The 16324-nt window shown below is 68.7% G+C and carries 16 protein-coding genes and 1 tRNA gene; 6 read left to right on the top strand and 11 right to left on the bottom strand.

Annotated elements, in window-relative coordinates:
* Positions 1–21: 21 nt before the first annotated feature.
* The 5 genes from ihfB to CMO28_RS09745 all read right to left on the bottom strand — a co-directional run bounded on the left by ihfB (position 22) and on the right by CMO28_RS09745 (position 4725).
* Complete coding sequence (ihfB, locus tag CMO28_RS09725; RefSeq protein WP_014746745.1) at positions 22–303, bottom strand: integration host factor subunit beta; 282 nt, start codon at positions 301–303, stop codon at positions 22–24.
* A gap of 150 nt (positions 304–453) precedes the next feature.
* Positions 454–1410 (bottom strand): signal peptide peptidase SppA, encoded by a 957-nt coding sequence (sppA, locus tag CMO28_RS09730; RefSeq protein WP_296712974.1) that lies wholly within the window; start codon positions 1408–1410, stop codon positions 454–456.
* 108 nt (positions 1411–1518) lie between these two features.
* Entirely contained in the window at positions 1519–2397 is an 879-nt protein-coding gene (locus CMO28_RS09735) for an ABC transporter permease subunit (protein ID WP_296712976.1), read from the bottom strand.
* Between the two features lie 25 nt (positions 2398–2422).
* Positions 2423–3328 carry a sn-glycerol-3-phosphate ABC transporter permease UgpA gene (gene ugpA / locus CMO28_RS09740; protein ID WP_296712978.1) on the bottom strand — a complete coding sequence of 302 codons (906 nt, stop codon included), beginning with the start codon at positions 3326–3328 and terminating at the stop codon, positions 2423–2425.
* 74 nt (positions 3329–3402) lie between these two features.
* Positions 3403–4725 (bottom strand): extracellular solute-binding protein, encoded by a 1323-nt coding sequence (locus CMO28_RS09745; protein WP_296712980.1) that lies wholly within the window; start codon positions 4723–4725, stop codon positions 3403–3405.
* 150 nt (positions 4726–4875) lie between these two features.
* Here CMO28_RS09745 and CMO28_RS09750 point away from each other — a divergent pair, with 150 nt between their 5' ends.
* Positions 4876–5754 (top strand): LysR substrate-binding domain-containing protein, encoded by an 879-nt coding sequence (locus tag CMO28_RS09750; protein ID WP_296712981.1) that lies wholly within the window; start codon positions 4876–4878, stop codon positions 5752–5754.
* Between the two features lie 36 nt (positions 5755–5790).
* On the opposite strand, the gene CMO28_RS09755 is transcribed toward CMO28_RS09750, so the two are convergent.
* From CMO28_RS09755 to aroA, 5 genes are all read right to left on the bottom strand, one after another.
* A complete protein-coding gene (locus CMO28_RS09755) occupies positions 5791–7296 on the bottom strand; it encodes an alkaline phosphatase family protein (protein ID WP_296712983.1) in 1506 nt (501 codons plus the stop codon).
* A gap of 40 nt (positions 7297–7336) precedes the next feature.
* Complete coding sequence (locus CMO28_RS09760) at positions 7337–7912, bottom strand: phosphonate degradation HD-domain oxygenase (protein ID WP_062770567.1); 576 nt, start codon at positions 7910–7912, stop codon at positions 7337–7339.
* A 194-nt stretch (positions 7913–8106) separates the two neighbouring features.
* The gene (gene rpsA, locus CMO28_RS09765; RefSeq protein ID WP_014746736.1) at positions 8107–9831 is read right to left on the bottom strand and encodes a 30S ribosomal protein S1; all 1725 of its coding nucleotides are present in this window, start codon (positions 9829–9831) and stop codon (positions 8107–8109) included.
* A gap of 395 nt (positions 9832–10226) precedes the next feature.
* A complete protein-coding gene (cmk, locus tag CMO28_RS09770) occupies positions 10227–10871 on the bottom strand; it encodes a (d)CMP kinase (protein WP_062770570.1) in 645 nt (214 codons plus the stop codon).
* Between the two features lie 24 nt (positions 10872–10895).
* On the bottom strand, positions 10896–12263 hold the full coding sequence (aroA, locus tag CMO28_RS09775; protein ID WP_062770573.1) for a 3-phosphoshikimate 1-carboxyvinyltransferase: 1368 nt from the start codon (positions 12261–12263) through the stop codon (positions 10896–10898).
* A 291-nt stretch (positions 12264–12554) separates the two neighbouring features.
* Between aroA and CMO28_RS09780 the strand changes: the two genes are divergently transcribed.
* From CMO28_RS09780 to CMO28_RS09800, 5 genes are all read left to right on the top strand, one after another.
* Positions 12555–12908 carry a TIGR02300 family protein gene (locus CMO28_RS09780; protein ID WP_062770576.1) on the top strand — a complete coding sequence of 118 codons (354 nt, stop codon included), beginning with the start codon at positions 12555–12557 and terminating at the stop codon, positions 12906–12908.
* Between the two features lie 258 nt (positions 12909–13166).
* Positions 13167–13242, top strand: a tRNA-Ala gene (locus tag CMO28_RS09785).
* A 328-nt stretch (positions 13243–13570) separates the two neighbouring features.
* On the top strand, positions 13571–14029 hold the full coding sequence (locus CMO28_RS09790; RefSeq protein WP_014746732.1) for an Hsp20 family protein: 459 nt from the start codon (positions 13571–13573) through the stop codon (positions 14027–14029).
* Between the two features lie 91 nt (positions 14030–14120).
* A complete protein-coding gene (locus CMO28_RS09795) occupies positions 14121–14387 on the top strand; it encodes a DUF1150 family protein (RefSeq protein WP_014746731.1) in 267 nt (88 codons plus the stop codon).
* 200 nt (positions 14388–14587) lie between these two features.
* Positions 14588–14875: a hypothetical protein gene (locus CMO28_RS09800; RefSeq protein WP_296712987.1), complete on the top strand. Its 288-nt coding sequence runs from the start codon at positions 14588–14590 to the stop codon at positions 14873–14875.
* 6 nt (positions 14876–14881) lie between these two features.
* Here CMO28_RS09800 and CMO28_RS09805 read toward each other — a convergent pair whose 3' ends face one another.
* Complete coding sequence (locus CMO28_RS09805) at positions 14882–16297, bottom strand: SWIM zinc finger family protein (RefSeq protein ID WP_296712989.1); 1416 nt, start codon at positions 16295–16297, stop codon at positions 14882–14884.
* Positions 16298–16324 lie beyond the last annotated feature (27 nt).

Genomic DNA, 16324 nt, shown 5'->3' on the forward strand with positions numbered 1-16324 from the left:
CTGCGTGGACCGGCCGCGGGGTCACTCGCCGTTCAGGCGGTCGCGCAGTTCCTTGCCGGTCTTGAAGAAGGGCACGAACTTCGACGGCACATTGACCGTATCGCCGGTGCGCGGGTTGCGGCCGGTGCGCGAGCGGCGGTGCTTCACCGAGAACGCCCCGAAACCGCGCAGCTCGACCCGGTCGCCTCGCGCCAGCGCTTCGGAGATCTCGTCGAAGACGGTGCTCACGATCTGCTCGACGTCGCGCTGATAGAGATGGGGATGGCTCGCAGCGAGGCGGGCAATCAGCTCCGACTTGGTCATGGTGGTAAATGGTCCCTGGTGAAGGCATGTGAAGCGGGCCGCGCCTGGGGCGGGCCGCAGGATCGGCGGCCGGAAATGGCGGCACTGCGCCACCGTCCTCGCGGGCCGTATTCAGGGCCCGCCGGCGGTCATGCATCCGTCATGTTCAAGTCAGGGGCGAGGTTGCCAAACCGATACCAGTCCGTCAACTCTAAGCCGTTCTGACAGTTCGGTATTTTTGAGCAGGGCTTCGACCGCGGCATCCGCCGCGGCACCCAGCAGCCCACGCCCGTCTTCCGGACGGGGGGTGATATCCTCGATCGGGAGGTCCGCGTCCAGCCCCTTTTCGCCTTCAAGCCAGGCAAGCGCTGCCTTTTTGCCGCCCAGACCGTCGATCAGCCCCGCCGCAAGCGCCTGGCGGCCGGTGAAGACCCGGCCATCGGCCACCGCATCGAGCTTTTCGCCCGCAAGGCTGCGACGATCGGCCACAAGGCCGCGGAAATAGCCGTAGCTGTCGGCGACCACGTCGGCGAGGGCGGCACGGGCTTCGTCGCTCAGCGCTTCCAGCGGGTTGGGCTGGCCCTTGATCACCGAGCTTTTGATCAGATCGGCCTCGATGCCGATCGAGCGCAGCAGCTCGGTCGCCTCGACCGCCTGAAGATAGACGCCGATCGAGCCGGTCAGCGTCTCGCCATGGGCATAGATCCGGTCGGCACCGAGGGCGGTCATATAGGCGGCCGAGGCGGCAATGCCTTCCATCACCGCCACCACCGGCTTTTCGGCTGCGACCTCGCGGAGCTTTTCGTAATTCAGCTCGCCGCCGATCGAACTGCCGCCGCCGCTGTCGATGCGCAGGATCAGCGCCTTGACCGCAGGATCCTCCCGGGCCTCGTCCAGCCGGTCGTACAGCTCGTCATCCGGGGCGATGAAGCCGTCGATGGTGAGTTCGGCGATGCGGTCGCCCTTGAACGCGCCGCTGCCGCCGATATCCGTGGCCCGGAAGACGATGCCGCCCAGAATGGCGGCCAGCACGATGGCGGCGATGCGCCAGAAGGTCAGACCCCGCTTCAGGCGGCGTCGATCGACCGCACGGTCGGCGTCGAACGGAGACGCATCGAACGGAGACATGGGGTCGGCTTCCTTCCGGCTTGGTCCCGCGCCGCCCGGCGGCGGCGCCTCGGCGACATCTATAGCCGCTTGGACCCTTGCCGGCCAAGGGGATAAGCGCCGGGGGCGCTACTTGCCGACATCGGTCAGCCCGGCCACAAGCCGGCGCTGCAGAACCAGCACCAGGATCACCGGCGGCGCCATCGCGACCAGCGCCCGCCCCATGGTCAGCCCCCAGCGGGTTTCGGCATTATCGGTGGGCAGGGTGCGCGCCACCCCCATCACCACGGTCGCCATCCGTTCGTCGGTGGTGATCAGCAGCGGCCAGAGATACTGGTTCCAGCCATAGACGAACAGGATGACCGCCAGCGCCGCCGTCGCCGGCGCCGCCAGCGGCAGGGCCACGTCGCGCAGGAACCGCAGCGGACCGGCGCCGTCGATCCGGGCGGCCTCTACCAGATCCGCCGGTACGGCCAGGAAGACCTGGCGATAAAGGAAGGTGGCGGTGGCCGAGGCGATCAGCGGCAGCACCAGCCCTGCATGGGTGTCGAGCAGCGAGGGAGAGAGCCCGATCTCGATGCCGAGCAGGCGCAAGCCTCCGATCAGGGGTGCCAGCGGATCGGCCGCGACCGCATAGGTCGGCACGATCCGGACTTCGACCGGCAGCATCAGCGACAGGAAAATCGCCCAGAAGGCGAGCGCCCGGCCGCGGAAACGGAAATAGACCACCGCAAAGCCGGCCGTCAGCGAAATCGCGATCTTGCCCGCGGTGATCGCCGCCGCCATGACCAGGCTGTTGAACAGCTGCCGCTGGATCACCGGATCCAGGATCACATCGGCGAGCGTGTCGATCAGCGCAGGGCCCGGCAGGCTGCCGATCGACAGGCGACCGTCTTCGGGCATCGAGGCGATGGCCAGGGCATACCAGACCGGCAGCAGCATGACCAGGGCGCCGGCCAGGAAGACGCCGGCGGCGACCGCCCGGAAGACCGGGTCGCGGCGGACCATGCCGCCCGCGGATGCGGCTTTCGGATCAGCTGCGGGCATAGGACACCTTGCGCTCGATCCAGCCGAACTGGATGACCGTCAGCACGCCGACCAGCGCCATCAGCACGATCGACTGTGCCGCCGACCCGCCCAGATCCTGGGCCTGGAAGCCGTCGCGATAGGCCTTGTAGACCATCAGCCGGGTGGCCCCGCCGGGGCCGCCTTCGGTGATGGCGTCGACGATGCCGAAACTGTCGAAGAAGGCGTAGATCAGGTTCATGACCAGCAGGAAAAAGCTGGTGGGGGAGACCAGCGGCCAGACCACGTCGCGCAGCCGGCGCAAGGGGCCGGCCCCGTCGATGGCGGCGGCCTCGATCAGCGATTTCGGCACCGAGCGGATGGCGGCGAAGAAGAAGATGAAATTGTAGGAGACCTGCTTCCACACGGCCGCCGCCACGATCAGCGCCATGGCGTCGGTGCCGTCCAGCAGCGGGTTCCAGGCCAGCCCCGCCTCGTGGAGCAGCCGCGCGATCACGCCGAAGGACGGGTGCAGCAGGAACAGCCAGAGCACGCCCGCGACCGCCGGGGCGACCGCGTATGGCCAGATGATCGCCGAGCGCAGGGCCGGACGTTCCCCCAGCAGCCGGTCGGCGGCAGCGGCCAGCACGAAGGCCAGCGCCATGGCGACGCCGGCCACCAGACCGGCGAAGATCAGGCTTGCCCGAATGCTGTCCAGGTATTCCGGTTCGGCGAACAGCGCCCGGAAATTGTCGAGCCCGACGTAGATGCCGCGGCCGGTGAAGGGATCGGCCAGATGGAAGGCCTGCCGCAGCCCTTCCGCCGCCGGGCGGAAGAAGAACAGGGCAAGGATGGCCAGCTGTGGGGCAAGCAGCAGCCAGGGCAGCATGCGGCCGCGGAAGACCGCACCGGCGGGCGGGGTGTGGATGGACATGGGGAATCCGGGGATAAGTAGTGCCGGGCGGACCCGCAGGAGTCCGCCCGGCCGGGAGGGGCAGCCCCGCGGTATTACTGGCCGATGGTGCGCTCGAAGCGCTCCAGCAGCGGGTTGGCGCGGCGCACCGCGTCATCCATGGCCTGGGCAGCGGTCTTCTTCATCGACCAGATGTTTTCCAGCTCCTCGTTCAGGATCTCGTCGATCTGAACCAGATAGCCGAGGCGGATGCCACGGGTGTTGGGCGTGGGGGTCCCGCGGGTCAGCTGCAGGATGGCCAGTTCCTGATGGGGGAATTTCTGGTAATAGCCTTCGGCCTTGGCGGCCTCGTAGGCATCCAGCGTGATCGGGACATAACCCGACACCTTGTGCCAGTCCACCTGGCGCGGGGTCTCGGCCAGGAAGGCGAGGAAGGCGGCGACACCCTTGTAGACCTCGGGCGTCTGGCCGTTCATCACGAACAGCCCGGCACCACCGATGAAGCTGTTCTTCGGATCCGTGGTCCCGGCCTCCACCGGCAGCATGGCCGCGGCGAAATCGAATTTGGCCTTCTGCGAGATCCCGCCATACCCGGCCGAGCTTTCCAGCATGATCGCGCAGCGCTGAGCGTAGAAGGCTTCGTGGGCGCCGGTCCACTGGCGGCCCTGATAGCTCATCAGCCCGTCCTTCACCCAGCGCTGAAGCCGGTCGAGATGGGCGACCATGCGCGGGTCGTTGACGGTGAGGCGTGCCCCCGGTCCTTCCATGCCGTTGGCCGGGGTGGCGACGGGGATGTCCTGGATGAAGGCGTAGTTCTTGATCAGCGTCCATTCCTGCCAGGAGGGCACGACCGGGCAGTCCACCCCGGCGGCCTTCAGCCTGACGGCGGCGGCTTCCAGCTCGTCCCAGGTGGTGGGCACGGCCTCGACCCCCGCCTTCGACATCAGGTCGCGGTTCATCCACATCAGCGGGGTGGAGGTGTTGAAGGGCATGCCGATCTGGTGGCCACCCTCCTGATAGGCGGCGATGACCGGCTGGATATAGCGGCTCCAGTCGACCTGGATACCGGCTTCCGCCATCACCTCGTCGACCGGCTTTGCGGCCTTTGAATAGATCACGGTGGGGGCCGCCGGCGCATGGACCTGCACGATCGCCGGTGCCTTGCCGGCCCGGGCGGCGGCGATGGCGCCGTTGATCACGTCGTCATAGCTGCCCTTGAAGACCGCATTGACCTGGTAGTCGCTCTGTGCGGCGTTGAACTCGGCCGCATAGCGGGCGATGGTCTTGCCGAGCGTGATGTCGGGGGAATGGGCATGCCAGAGGTCGAACTCGACCCGGGCCATGGCCGGGGCAGCGACACCTGCGATGGTGAGCGCCACAAGGCCGGCGAGGCCCGCGCGCAGACGGAGGGTGGTCATGGTGCTGGTTCCTCGGGATGGCGGGAAGGAAGGGATCGGCCCGGTCGGAGCGGTCTGGATGCCGCCTTCGTCATAAACTCTACGCATGTCCTATGACATGCTTATGAAGATGACTTATGGATTCGGACGTATGCAGTCGGAGCCCGCAGCATGAACTTCAACCAGATGCGCGCCTTCCACGCCGTGGCGGTGGAGGGCGGTTTCTCGGCGGCGGCCAAATCGCTGGGGGTGACCCAGCCGGCGGTGACGGTGCAGATCCGCGGGCTGGAGGCGGAGCTGGGCGTGCGCCTGTTTCTGCGCCGCGGCCAGGGGGCCGTGGCCACCGAGGCGGGGGAAAGGCTGCTGGCCCATGTCCGGGCAGTGATGCTGCTGATGGACCGCACCGAGGCGGCGGTCGCCTCTGATCCGGCCATGGCGGGTGGGCTGGTGCGGCTGGGGCTCAGCACGCCGGCAACGATCATGGGGCTGGCCAAGCGCTTCGCCGACGCCCATCCGGCGGTGGAGCTTCGGCTGTCCACCGGTAATACCGGTCAGCTGATCGAGGATGTCCTGGCCTGCCGGGTGGATCTGATCGCCGCCAGCCATATCGAGCCCGACCCGCGGCTGGCGGGGGTGGTGCTGGGGCGCCAGCGTCTGGCCCTGCTGGTGCCGGCGGCGGATCCTCTTGCCCGGTCCGGCGACCCGCTGCCGCTGGATGCCCTGGCGGGGCTGCCGGTGCTGCTGCGCGAGCCGAGTTCGGTCACCCGTCAGGTCTTCCTCCGCGCCGCCGAGGCGATCGGCCTGTCCCCCCGCATGGCGGCCAGCCTGGGCAGCCGCGAGATGATCCGCGAGGCGACCGCCGCCGGCCTCGGCTATGGCATCGTTTTCGACGGCGAGACCGGCCACGACCCCCGCCTGGCCCACCGCCCCCTGACCGCCGCCGGCCCGGCCGCCGAACTTCTGGCGGCCGATGTCCGCCTGTCCTGCCTGCCCGAGCTTGCCGGGATCGGGGTGGTGGCGGCGTTTCTGGCACTCGCAGAGGGCGTGTGACGTCGGACCGGGCGGCCCGTTACCACCGCCTGATCGCTACCACCGCCCGATCATCCCGCCCGGTGCCGCGCGGGCCTCGGAGAGGGTGCGGTCGGCGTGGCGTATGCGGTGGTCGAGCAGGCGGCGCATCATGCGGTGGACGACCGGGGTGAAGGCGGGGTCGGCGGCGAGATTGCGGGTCTGGCCGGGGTCTGCTTCAAGGTCGAAGAGCACGGGATCCGCATCGGGGAAGTGCAGATAGGCCCAGCGCTCGTCCTGGATGGCGGTGAATTGTGCCTCATGCGGCGAGCGGGCGAGGCCCGGAACCGGGCCGGGCAGCTTGTCGCGGAAGTCATGCTCGTAGACCGCGGCATCCCGCCAGTCCGACGGGCGATCGCCGGCGATCAGGCCCAGCAGCGAGCGGCCGTCGCATTGCGGAGGGGCGGCGATGCCGAACCAGTCGAGCAGGGTCGGCAGCAGGTCGACATGTTCGGTGATGGCGTGGATCTGTCCGCCGCGGGTCGGATCGGCGCCCGGCCGCGGGTCGGCGATGATCAGCGGCACCCGGAACGAGGCCTGGTGGATGGCGCGCTTGCCGAACAGGCCATGTTCGCCCCATTGCTCCCCATGATCGGACATGAACACGACCAGGGTGTCCTGGCCGCGCCCGCTCCGCTCCAGCGCCGCCAGCACCCGGCCGACCTCGTCGTCGACTTCGGCCAGCAGGGCCAGATAGGCCTTGCGCAGGGCGGCGACCGTGGCGGCGGGCAGGGCGGATGCAGGGCCGTCCAGGCCCGGATGGGCGATCGATGCCGGCACCACCCGGCGGAACAGGGCGGCCAGGGGGTGGATCGCATCCTCGGCGGCGGCGTCGATCGGCGGCAGCGGCGGGGCGTCGGGCACCCGGGCCAGGTGGCGGGCGAGTGCCGCCAGCGGCGGATGCGGCCGGTAGAAGCCCAGATGCAGCAGCCAGGGCCGCTCGGGTGCGGTATCAAGGAACGCCACCGCCGCATCGGCCAGCCAGCGGCTGTCATGCAGCCCGTCGGGCTGTGGAGAGGTTTCTACCGGCGCACCGGCGCGGAGATGACGCGCGAAGCCGGCATCATAGTCGGGATCGAGATCGGCCCCCTGACCGCGGGCCCAGGCCGTATAGCGCGCCTTGTCCTCGTCCATCTCGCGCAGGATCTGCCAGCCTTCGGCGACCGAGGGGCCGCGGAAGACGGGATCCTGAGGGTCGCGGCCGCGCGGATCCGGCACGGCCGTGGTGTAGCCGATCATGTAGGGGGTGATGCCGGCGGTGCGCAGATGGTGCTGCAACAGCCGGCGCCCCGCCGCCATCGGCACCGGATTGGCGAAGACCCGGTGGTTGAAGACATACTGGCCGCTGGCGAAACTCGCCCGGGCCGGGCCGCAGGGCGCGCTCTGGGCGAAATGGCGGGTGAAGACCGCGCCGCGCGCGGCCAGCCGGTCGAGCGCCGGTGTCGCGACCAGCGGGTTGCCGAGGCCGGGAGAAAGATCCCAGCGCCACTGGTCGACCATGATCAGCAGGACATTGCGGGCCATCGGGGCGCTCCCGGACAGGGCATGCAGGGTGGGGTGTGGATCAGAGGCCGAGGGCCAGCCGTTCCAGCAGCGGCCGGAAACGCGCGACGCCGTCGCGGCCGGCGCCCTCGATCTTGGCCGCTTCGTCGATACGCCGCAGCGCAATGGCGTCGGCGGCATGAGGATCGGCCAGGAAAGCCGCGGCCTCGGCCCCGGTCATCGGGCCGCCCTGCAGCTCCAGGGTCCGGCGCGAGACGGGGGAGAGGGCGGCGGCATAGGCGGGCTCGGTGGTGACCAGGCAGCGCTTGGCGTCCACATGCATCTCGATCGGCCGGATCACCGCCGGCGGAAACAGCCCGGCCAGATATTTGCCGGCCAGGCGTTCATGGGCATCGTCCCGGCCGTCATGAAAGGCGGCTGCGGCATCGCGGTGGATCATGTGGCCGATGTCATGCAGCAGGGCCGCGGCGATCAGCGTCTCGGCGGCACCCTGTGCCTCGGCAATCTCGGCGGACTGGACGGCATGCTCGATCTGGCTCACCGCCTCGCCATAGCTGTCGTCGCCACGGGCCGCGAAGATGCCGAAGATCTCGTCCAGTCGGGCGGCGGCATCACGAGGGCGGCGGGGATCCGACATGGGATTGGCTCCACATAGAGAAAATTAATGATGTGGAGATTTATATAATATGGATTGATGTCAATCCTGTGACGGCAGCTGTCATCGCCGACAGATCTGCCCCCTGAAACGGCTGCGGCCGGCCCGGATTGCTCCGGGCCGGCCGCAGGACGCTCATCGATCCGCCGGGCAGATGCCCGGGGCACGGGATCGGATCAATCGTCCGCCTGGGTCCGCTCGCGCTCGCGGAGCGCGGCACCCAGGATGTCGCCGAGGCTGGCGCCGCTGTCGGACGAACCGAACTCGGCCATGGCCTTCTTCTCTTCCGCCATCTCCAGCGCCTTGATCGACAGGGTGAGCTTGCGGCTCGACCGGTCGATGTTGGTGATCAGGGCGTCGAACTTGTCGCCCTCGCTGTAGCGGTCGGTACGCTGATCCTGGCGGTCACGGGCGATTTCCGACTTGCGGATGAAGCCCTTGGCGCCATCGGCCGTGGAGATCTCCAGACCATTCTCGACGACCTTGGTGACCGTGCAGGTGACGGTCTGGCCGCGACGCAGGTCCTGGGTCGCCTCGGTGAAGGGATCCTTGTCGAGCTGCTTGATGCCGAGGGAGATGCGCTCCTTCTCGACGTCCACATCCAGCACCACGGCCTTGACCATGTCGCCCTTGCGGAAGTCCTTGAGCGCCTCTTCGCCGGGGCGGCTCCAGTCGAGATCCGACAGGTGCACCAGGCCGTCGATGTCGCCGTCGAGACCAACGAACAGACCGAACTCGGTGATGTTCTTGACCTCGCCCTCGATCGCCGAACCCACCGGGTGACGATCCAGGAAGGTCTCCCACGGGTTGTCGGCAACCTGCTTCAGGCCCAGGCTGATGCGGCGCTTCTGCGAGTCGACGTCGAGCACCATCACTTCGATCTCCTGCGAGGTCGAAACGATCTTGCCCGGGTGCACGTTCTTCTTGGTCCAGCTCATCTCGGAGACATGGACCAGACCCTCGACGCCCGGCTCCAGCTCCACGAAGGCGCCGTAGTCGGTGATGTTGGTGACGCGACCGGCGAACTTCACGCCCACCGGGTACTTCACCTCGACGCCTTCCCACGGATCCGCCTCGAGCTGCTTCATGCCGAGGCTGATGCGCTGGGTCTCGCGGTTGAAGCGGGTCACCACCACGCGGACCGACTGACCGATGGTCAGGGCTTCGGTCGGGTGGTTGATGCGGCGCCAGGAGATGTCGGTGACGTGCAGCAGGCCGTCGACGCCACCCAGGTCCACGAACGCACCGTAATCGGTGATGTTCTTGACCACGCCTTCCAGGATCTGACCTTCCTTGAGGTTCTCGATCAGTTCCTTGCGGGCTTCGGCGCGGCTCTCCTCGAGGACGGCACGGCGCGAGACGACGATGTTGCCGCGGCGCTTGTCCATCTTGAGGATCTGGAAGGGCTGGGTCGTGCCGATCAGGGGCGTGATGTCACGCACCGGACGGATGTCGATCTGGCTGCCCGGCAGGAAGGCCACGGCACCCTGAAGGTCGACGGTGCAGCCGCCCTTCACGCGCCCGAAGATCACGCCGTTGACGCGCTCGGCGTTCTTGAACGCCTGCTCGAGCTGGGTCCAGGCCTCTTCGCGGCGCGCACGCTCGCGGCTGATGACGACCTCGCCCTGGGCGTTCTCCATCCGGTCGATATAGACCTCGACCTCGTCGCCGACCGCAAGCTCGGTCTCCTGACCGGGCTGGGCGAATTCCTTGAGCGCGATGCGCCCGTCGGACTTCAGGCCGACGTCGATGAGGACCTGGTCGCCCTCGATGGCGGTGATCCGACCCTTAACGACGCTTCCCTCCAGGCCATCCTGGGCAATGAAGCTGTCGGCCAGCAGGGCTTCGAAATTCTCGTCCGACATGACGTCCTTCTCGGGCGCGGGGCTGGTGTTGATCATGGGTTCTCCTACCTCTCCACCCGTCCTGCCGGGGAACCTCGGCTCCAGGGCCATCCGGGCGTCGGTGGCTGGCCTGGGGAGAGGCTCCGGCACCCGCCGAGGCTCCGGCCGTTGCGGATCCTGCCGCTTCGGGTCGGGGCCGTCGTGGACGTCTGAACGCCGCGGTTCCTTGACCGGCGCTGCCGGGTGGGGCGGGTTCCGACCGACGGGGGTTCGGATACGGCGGGCATCCCCGCCGGTTGCTGGTTTACAGGATCGCGACGCCCGGCCGTCCGGCCGCCGCGGGCTTCAGTCGTCAATGCGCCGAAACGCCGCTCCTCCCCCGGGTGGGGGTGGGCGACGACCGGCGAAACCTCGATCCGGTGACGATCCGGCCCGTGCCCTGCCCCGGCCGGTCAGAGCCGGCTGGTGACATGCGCGAGCGCTGCCGCGAAAACCTCGTCCGCCGACATGTCGGTGGTGTCGAGGATGACCGCGTCGTCCGCGGGACGCAGCGGGGCCACCGCTCGTTCCCGGTCGCGACGGTCTCGCAGCCGCATCTCTTCCAGAACGTCGGCGAATATACTGGCAACCCCCTTGCCCCGCAACTCTTCGTGTCGCCTGAGTGCACGCGCTTCGGGCGAGGCTGTCACGAAGATCTTCGCGCGCGCGTCGGGGAAGACCACGGTGCCGATGTCGCGGCCGTCGAGCACGGCGCCCGGAGCGGTGCGGCCGAAGCTGCGCTGGAAGTCGAGCAGGGCGGCACGGACGGGGCCGAGTGCCGCGATTTTCGACGCGGTTTCCCCGGTGCGCTCGGCCCGCAGATCGGTGCGGACGAGATCGTCGGCACCAAGGGTCTGTGCCGCCAGGGCGGCCGCGGCCGGGTCGTCCGGATCGCCGCCGCCGGCGAGCAGCCGGCTTGCCGCCGCCCGATAGATCATGCCGGTGTCGAGATGGCGCAGCCCCAGTTCGGCGGCGAGCCTGCGGGCGAGCGTGCCCTTGCCGGCTGCGGCCGGGCCGTCGATGGCGATCACCGGCGGATGGATGAGGGTCTGGGTCATGATGCGCGGCGGGCTCCGGCAGGCTCAGAGATCGGTGATGTCGCAACCGAGCCCGGTCATCAGGGCGCGGAAGCCGGGGAAGCTGGTGGCGATCATCCGATCGTCGTCGACCACCATGCCGTTGCGTGCAGCCAGGCCCAGCACCAGGAAGGCCATGGCGATGCGATGGTCCAGATGCGTGACGACCGCGTCGGTGCCGCCCGGAACCGGGCCGCCGCAGCCGTCCACTTCCAGCCAGTCCTCGCCGGTGCGCACGGTGACGCCGGCACGGATCAGGCCGTCTGCCACCGCCTGAAGCCGGTCGCTTTCCTTCACCCTGAGTTCCGCCAGCCCCTCGAAACGGCTGGTGCCGTGGGCAGTGGCGGCGGCGGCGGCGAGCACCGGGAATTCGTCGATCATCGACGGCGCGCGATCCGCCGGTACGGTCACGGCCCTGAGCGCGGAAGAGCGCGCCACCAGATCGCCCACCGGCTCGCCGCCCACATCACGCGGATCGGTGACCGTCAGATCGGCGCCCATCTCGGCCAGGGTGCGGATCAGCCCGTCCCGGCCGGGGTTGAGGCAGACATTGCGCACGGTGACGGCCGAGCCTTCGGTGATCAGCCCCGCGACCAGCGGGAAGGCGGCCGAGGACGGATCGCCCGGCACCGTCATGTCGCGGGCGCTGAGTTCCGGCTGGCCGTCGAGGGTGATGACCCGGGCGCCGTCGGCTTCGGTTTCGACCGTGATCCGGGCGCCCATGGCCCCCAGCATGCGTTCGGTGTGGTCGCGCGTCGCTTCCGGTTCCACCACCACGGTCCGGCCGGGGGTGTTGAGCCCGGCCAGCAGGATGGCCGACTTCACCTGGGCCGAGGGCACCGGCAGGCGGTAGCGGATCGGCACCGGGCTGCGGGTGCCGATGACGGTGGCCGGCAGACGGCCGCCGGCGCGGGTGACGATCTTCGCGCCCATTTTTTCGAGCGGGGTGGCGACCCGGGCCATGGGCCGCTTGCGCAGACTGGCATCGCCGGTCATCACCGCCACCAGCGGATGGGTGGCGAGCAGGCCCATCAGCAGCCGCGCCGCCGTGCCTGAATTGCCCATGTCGAGCACATCGGCCGGTTCGGCCAGGCCGCCGACACCCACGCCGTCGATCACCCAGCGGATGGCCGGCGCGCCGTCGGGACCGGCGGTCTCTTCGCGGGTGATGCCGGCGCCGAGCGCGCGCATCGCGGCCGCGGTCGCGAGCACGTCTTCGCCTTCCAGCAGGCCGTCGACGGTGGAGCGCCCCACCGCCAGCGCCGACAGCATCAGCGCCCGATGCGAGATCGACTTGTCGCCGGGGACGGTGACGTCGCCCGAAAGCCCGCGGGAGAGGCGGGCGGTGGCGGGATGCGGCGCGGCATGGGTCATGACGGGGCCCTTGTCCGGAAAGGCGGGGCGGAAGCGGGAAAGGTTCGGGGCTGGTCTATCACAGCATGGGCCCCTGTGCATCATCGCAGGCCCCCCACGGAACGGCGATGTCGGCGATGCAACCCTGCCCGGACGCATTTAGCGGTTTGACAGCCCCGGCGCTTCGTGGCAAACGCAGCCGACGGGGTGGCGCACCGGATTGCGTCATCACCATGGCCGGCCCCTTGTGCCGGCGACCCGTTCCCGTGAATTCGTTCCTGTACACGTCCAACAGCTATCAAGGGTGGTCGCGTGGCGAAGGAGGAGTGGGGGCAGAAGCACACCTGCCGCAGCTGCGGTGCGCGCTTCTACGATATGCGCCGCACGCCGGTGACATGCCCCAAATGCGGTGCCGAGCAGCCGCAGATCGAAGAGACCCGTTCCCGCCGCGCCGCACGGGAGGCCGACGAGCTGGCCCGTGAGCGTGCGGCCCAGGCCCGCAAGGCCAAGGCCGTGCCGGCAGAGGTGGAGGATGTCGACGAGGAAGGCTTCGACGAAGCCTTCGACGATGACGACGAGGATGATGTCGGCATCGAAGATGCCTCGGAGCTGGGAGACGACGACGTCGGTGACGTCCGTCTCGGCGACGAGGACGACGAGAACTGATCCCGCGACCGGCGCCCCTCGACCCAGGGGCGCCGGTTTCGGTTTCAGAGGGCGGTTTTTAAGCAAAACCAGTGGCTTGCGTCGCAGTTCCTGCCGCCGTCGTCGAAGATGACGGTGGCGTGAAAAAAACCGCTTGCCAAGCCCGGCCGCGGCCACTATGTTCCGCTCCGCTGACGCACGGCGCGCCGCCCCAAACGGCGCAGGGCAGCGGAAACCGGGATCCCGGTCGCACGTAGCCAACGGCATCAGACAGGTTTCGGGGCCATAGCTCAGTTGGGAGAGCGCTTGAATGGCATTCAAGAGGTCAGGGGTTCGACTCCCCTTGGCTCCACCATCTTCGAAAAAGCCCGGTGCTTCGGTACCGGGCTTTTTCGTTGTTGCCCGGGGGTGGTTGTTGCCCAGGGGGCGCGTGTCGCCTGCCCCGGGCCGGGCCTGCCCGGTCTTGAACGGACCTCTCGGCTTCCCTATCTCCAGATAACCGATGGAACGGCCGGTGAACGCCGTCTCCGGCCCGGAATGCGGGCGGAGAAAGCGACCGGAGACCACCCGTCGGACGGACCTGCCGGCGCGCCGGCCGGGCGCGGTGGATGCTCCCCAAGGAGGTCGCCGCCACGGCAGCCGGATCCGGATCTCGCTCGTCTGTCGCGGAGGAGATGTCAGGGATGTCGCGGTTCACCGCTTTCAATCACCCGATGATGCTGGGCTTCGACCACATGGAGCGCATGCTGGACCGTCTGGCCAAGACCGGCTCCGACGGATACCCGCCCTACAACATCGAGAAACTCGGCGAGCGGCGGCTGCGCATCACGCTTGCGGTTGCGGGTTTCACCATGGACGACCTGACGGTCACGCTGGAAGACAACCAGCTGGTGATCCGCGGGCGGCAGCACGACGACGCCAATGACGGCCGGGAGTTCATCCATCGCGGCATCGCGGCCCGGCAGTTCCAGCGCACCTTCCTGCTCGCCGACGGCATCCAGGTGATGGACGCCTCGCTGGACAACGGCCTGCTTCATATCGATCTGGAGCAACCGCTGCCGCAATCCTCGGTGCGGACGATCTCGATCCGCAAGACCCAGCCGGACGGACGCCAGTCGGGCAGCCTGCTCGACGAGCGCTGACCGCTTATCCCCAAGAGACGTGGACCCATCGCGGGCGACAGGGCGACCGATCCGGTGCCCGGCACGGCCGCGGACGAAGGAGGCTGATCCCATGCCCCGCTTCAACCTGGAAGAGACGACCCGTTCCCCTGCCGATGTGGCTGAAGCGGCCCGCGCCGCCATCCGCCGGATGACCCCCGAAGCCTTCGCGGCGCTGGGGCTTGAGCAGGTGGCCTATGTTCGCCCGGTGACCACTGCCGGCGGCGTGATGTTCGGCGTATTTTCAGCAAGCGGTGAACGCGTCGCCGTGATGGCCGACAGCGCCTCTGCGATCGGCGCCATCCTGCAGCACGAGATGGTGCCGGCGACGATCCATTGATCGCCGTCGCCTGCGATCCTGCCCCACCAGCTTTTGCCCCACGACCTTTCCCGGCCGGTTGACGGATGTCGACCGGCCGGTCGCGTCTGGCGGCCGGGCGCCATGCATGATGCTAGGATGCCATCAGCCGACGCACATGCCCCGGCGGCCCCCGCCGGGCAGCCCCGTCGGGTCGCAACCCAGCTTGCAGGAACGCCCCCATGTCCGATGACAGCGCCCGTCTTCTCGTCGATCTGCTTGCCGCCGATCCGGGGCTTGCGGCGGCCCTGGCCGATGCGGCGACGCCGGCCGCCCGCGACGCCCTGCTGACCGCGGCCGCCGATGCCCAAGGCTTTGCCCTGGCCCCCGAGGTGCTGGCGCGGATCGAGGCGGCGCGGGATGCGGTCGGCCCCGACGGCGCAATCGACGACACGGCACTGGAGCGCGTGACCGGCGGTGCCGGCATCGACTGGATCTCGGTCGCGCAGGGGCAGATCTACGGCGGCTGAGGCGGTTCAGGCGTCGAGCAGGCTCATCAGTACCCGACGGCTGCGATAGCGCCGTCTGATCTCGTCCAGATGCGTTGCATGCGCGGCGGGGCTCCTCAGCGCTGCCAGCTGCTTCAGCAGCTGGCAGGCCTGTTCATAGGCCGGCCTGCCCCCGGTCGCGATCAGCGCTTCGATCCGATCCGTACGTGCCCGGATCTCCGCATCCGCAGGGGGGGACGGCGCCTTGGCCGGCGTCTCCAGCCTGGTCTTGAGGATGATCAGATCCCGGACCAGTTGCTTCCTGCCCTCAAACAGCCAGATCCCCTCGTCCAGCCAGTGCCGGGCAGCATCGGGCCGGTCGGCCTCCAGGCAGAACTCCACCAGTTTCCGATAGTCGGCGGGCGAGGTCAGGGTTCTGGCCCGGATGGCAATCCGGGCCTCGACATCGCCATCAGCTTCCGCGATCTGGTCCATGATCCGCGCCAGCGCGAGGCGCCGCGCCGATACCTCCGGGAACGTGCCACTATCAGGCCTGGGTGCAATCACCGGTTCGGCAGCCCAGGCATCGACGACCAGCCGGCGCCAGCTCGCAAGGCCTTCGGGTCCGAGGAGATCTGTGTAATCCGCGATCGTACGGCTGCCGATCTCTTCCGGTGCGATGATATCGCGTGCGAAAAGCCGCTCGGCCAGCGTGACGGGCGGCGGCGGTGCTGCCCGGCAGGCGGCCAGATGCAGCTGGTCCAACCTGGAGAACAGCTCGATGACCGGCGTGTTGTCGCCATCCATGCCGATAATCAGCCGGCAGGCGGCGGCCCGGATATGATCGATCAGGCGTCGGGCCAGCTCAGCGCGGCCGGTCTCGATCATTGTCAGCAGGGCGGTCAGGATCGGGTCGATCGAGAGTGTCCAGCCCTCGGCCATATCCGCATCGAGCCAGCCATCATCCTCCACGTCGGGCAGCGCAGCGTCGATCGCCCTGGCGAGGCGCGTGAAGGCGTCGTCGTCACTCTCATCGCCAGGCAAGGCGGTCAGATCGAGCCTGCGATAAAGCTCCGGATCGGTGAGCGCGCAGTCGAGCACGATTCCCACCAGGGTGTCGACGTCCAGGCTTTTCAGATGGGTGCGGATCCGCGCCCGGGTCCGGGCGATCTCGGGATCGGGCTGAAGCCCCGTCTTCAGGATGGTCAGCCCCACCGCGACCATATGCTTGCACGGCCCGTAATTTTCATAGGCCGGGCAGCTGCAGTCGCCATCGACATGGCCATCCCGGTCGATGAACAGGCGGCTGATGTAGGGCTCCGTGCCCTCCACCCTGGCCAGTACCCGGTGCGGATCGGCGTCGAGGATGGTCACGCGGCCATCGTGGTGGTAGCGCTCGCCCCGGCTGACGATCGAAGGGGCGATCTCATCGAGCAGACTGTCGATATCGATCCGGATCTTCAAGACGTGCTCCGCAAGAGGGCTCGGCTC

The organism is Tistrella sp., assembly GCF_002684955.1.
Classification (GTDB): domain Bacteria; phylum Pseudomonadota; class Alphaproteobacteria; order Tistrellales; family Tistrellaceae; genus Tistrella; species Tistrella mobilis.

What these genes read in the sequence shown, in the direction of transcription:
- ihfB (WP_014746745.1), bottom strand. Translation starts at nt 303, where the DNA reads ATGACCAAGTCGGAGCTGATTGCCCGCCTCGCTGCGAGCCATCCCCAT.
- sppA (WP_296712974.1), bottom strand. Translation starts at nt 1,410, where the DNA reads ATGTCTCCGTTCGATGCGTCTCCGTTCGACGCCGACCGTGCGGTCGAT.
- CMO28_RS09735 (WP_296712976.1), bottom strand. Translation starts at nt 2,397, where the DNA reads ATGGTCCGCCGCGACCCGGTCTTCCGGGCGGTCGCCGCCGGCGTCTTC.
- ugpA (WP_296712978.1), bottom strand. Translation starts at nt 3,328, where the DNA reads ATGTCCATCCACACCCCGCCCGCCGGTGCGGTCTTCCGCGGCCGCATG.
- CMO28_RS09745 (WP_296712980.1), bottom strand. Translation starts at nt 4,725, where the DNA reads ATGACCACCCTCCGTCTGCGCGCGGGCCTCGCCGGCCTTGTGGCGCTC.
- CMO28_RS09750 (WP_296712981.1), top strand. Translation starts at nt 4,876, where the DNA reads ATGAACTTCAACCAGATGCGCGCCTTCCACGCCGTGGCGGTGGAGGGC.
- CMO28_RS09755 (WP_296712983.1), bottom strand. Translation starts at nt 7,296, where the DNA reads ATGGCCCGCAATGTCCTGCTGATCATGGTCGACCAGTGGCGCTGGGAT.
- CMO28_RS09760 (WP_062770567.1), bottom strand. Translation starts at nt 7,912, where the DNA reads ATGTCGGATCCCCGCCGCCCTCGTGATGCCGCCGCCCGACTGGACGAG.
- rpsA (WP_014746736.1), bottom strand. Translation starts at nt 9,831, where the DNA reads ATGATCAACACCAGCCCCGCGCCCGAGAAGGACGTCATGTCGGACGAG.
- cmk (WP_062770570.1), bottom strand. Translation starts at nt 10,871, where the DNA reads ATGACCCAGACCCTCATCCATCCGCCGGTGATCGCCATCGACGGCCCG.
- aroA (WP_062770573.1), bottom strand. Translation starts at nt 12,263, where the DNA reads ATGACCCATGCCGCGCCGCATCCCGCCACCGCCCGCCTCTCCCGCGGG.
- CMO28_RS09790 (WP_014746732.1), top strand. Translation starts at nt 13,571, where the DNA reads ATGTCGCGGTTCACCGCTTTCAATCACCCGATGATGCTGGGCTTCGAC.
- CMO28_RS09795 (WP_014746731.1), top strand. Translation starts at nt 14,121, where the DNA reads ATGCCCCGCTTCAACCTGGAAGAGACGACCCGTTCCCCTGCCGATGTG.
- CMO28_RS09800 (WP_296712987.1), top strand. Translation starts at nt 14,588, where the DNA reads ATGTCCGATGACAGCGCCCGTCTTCTCGTCGATCTGCTTGCCGCCGAT.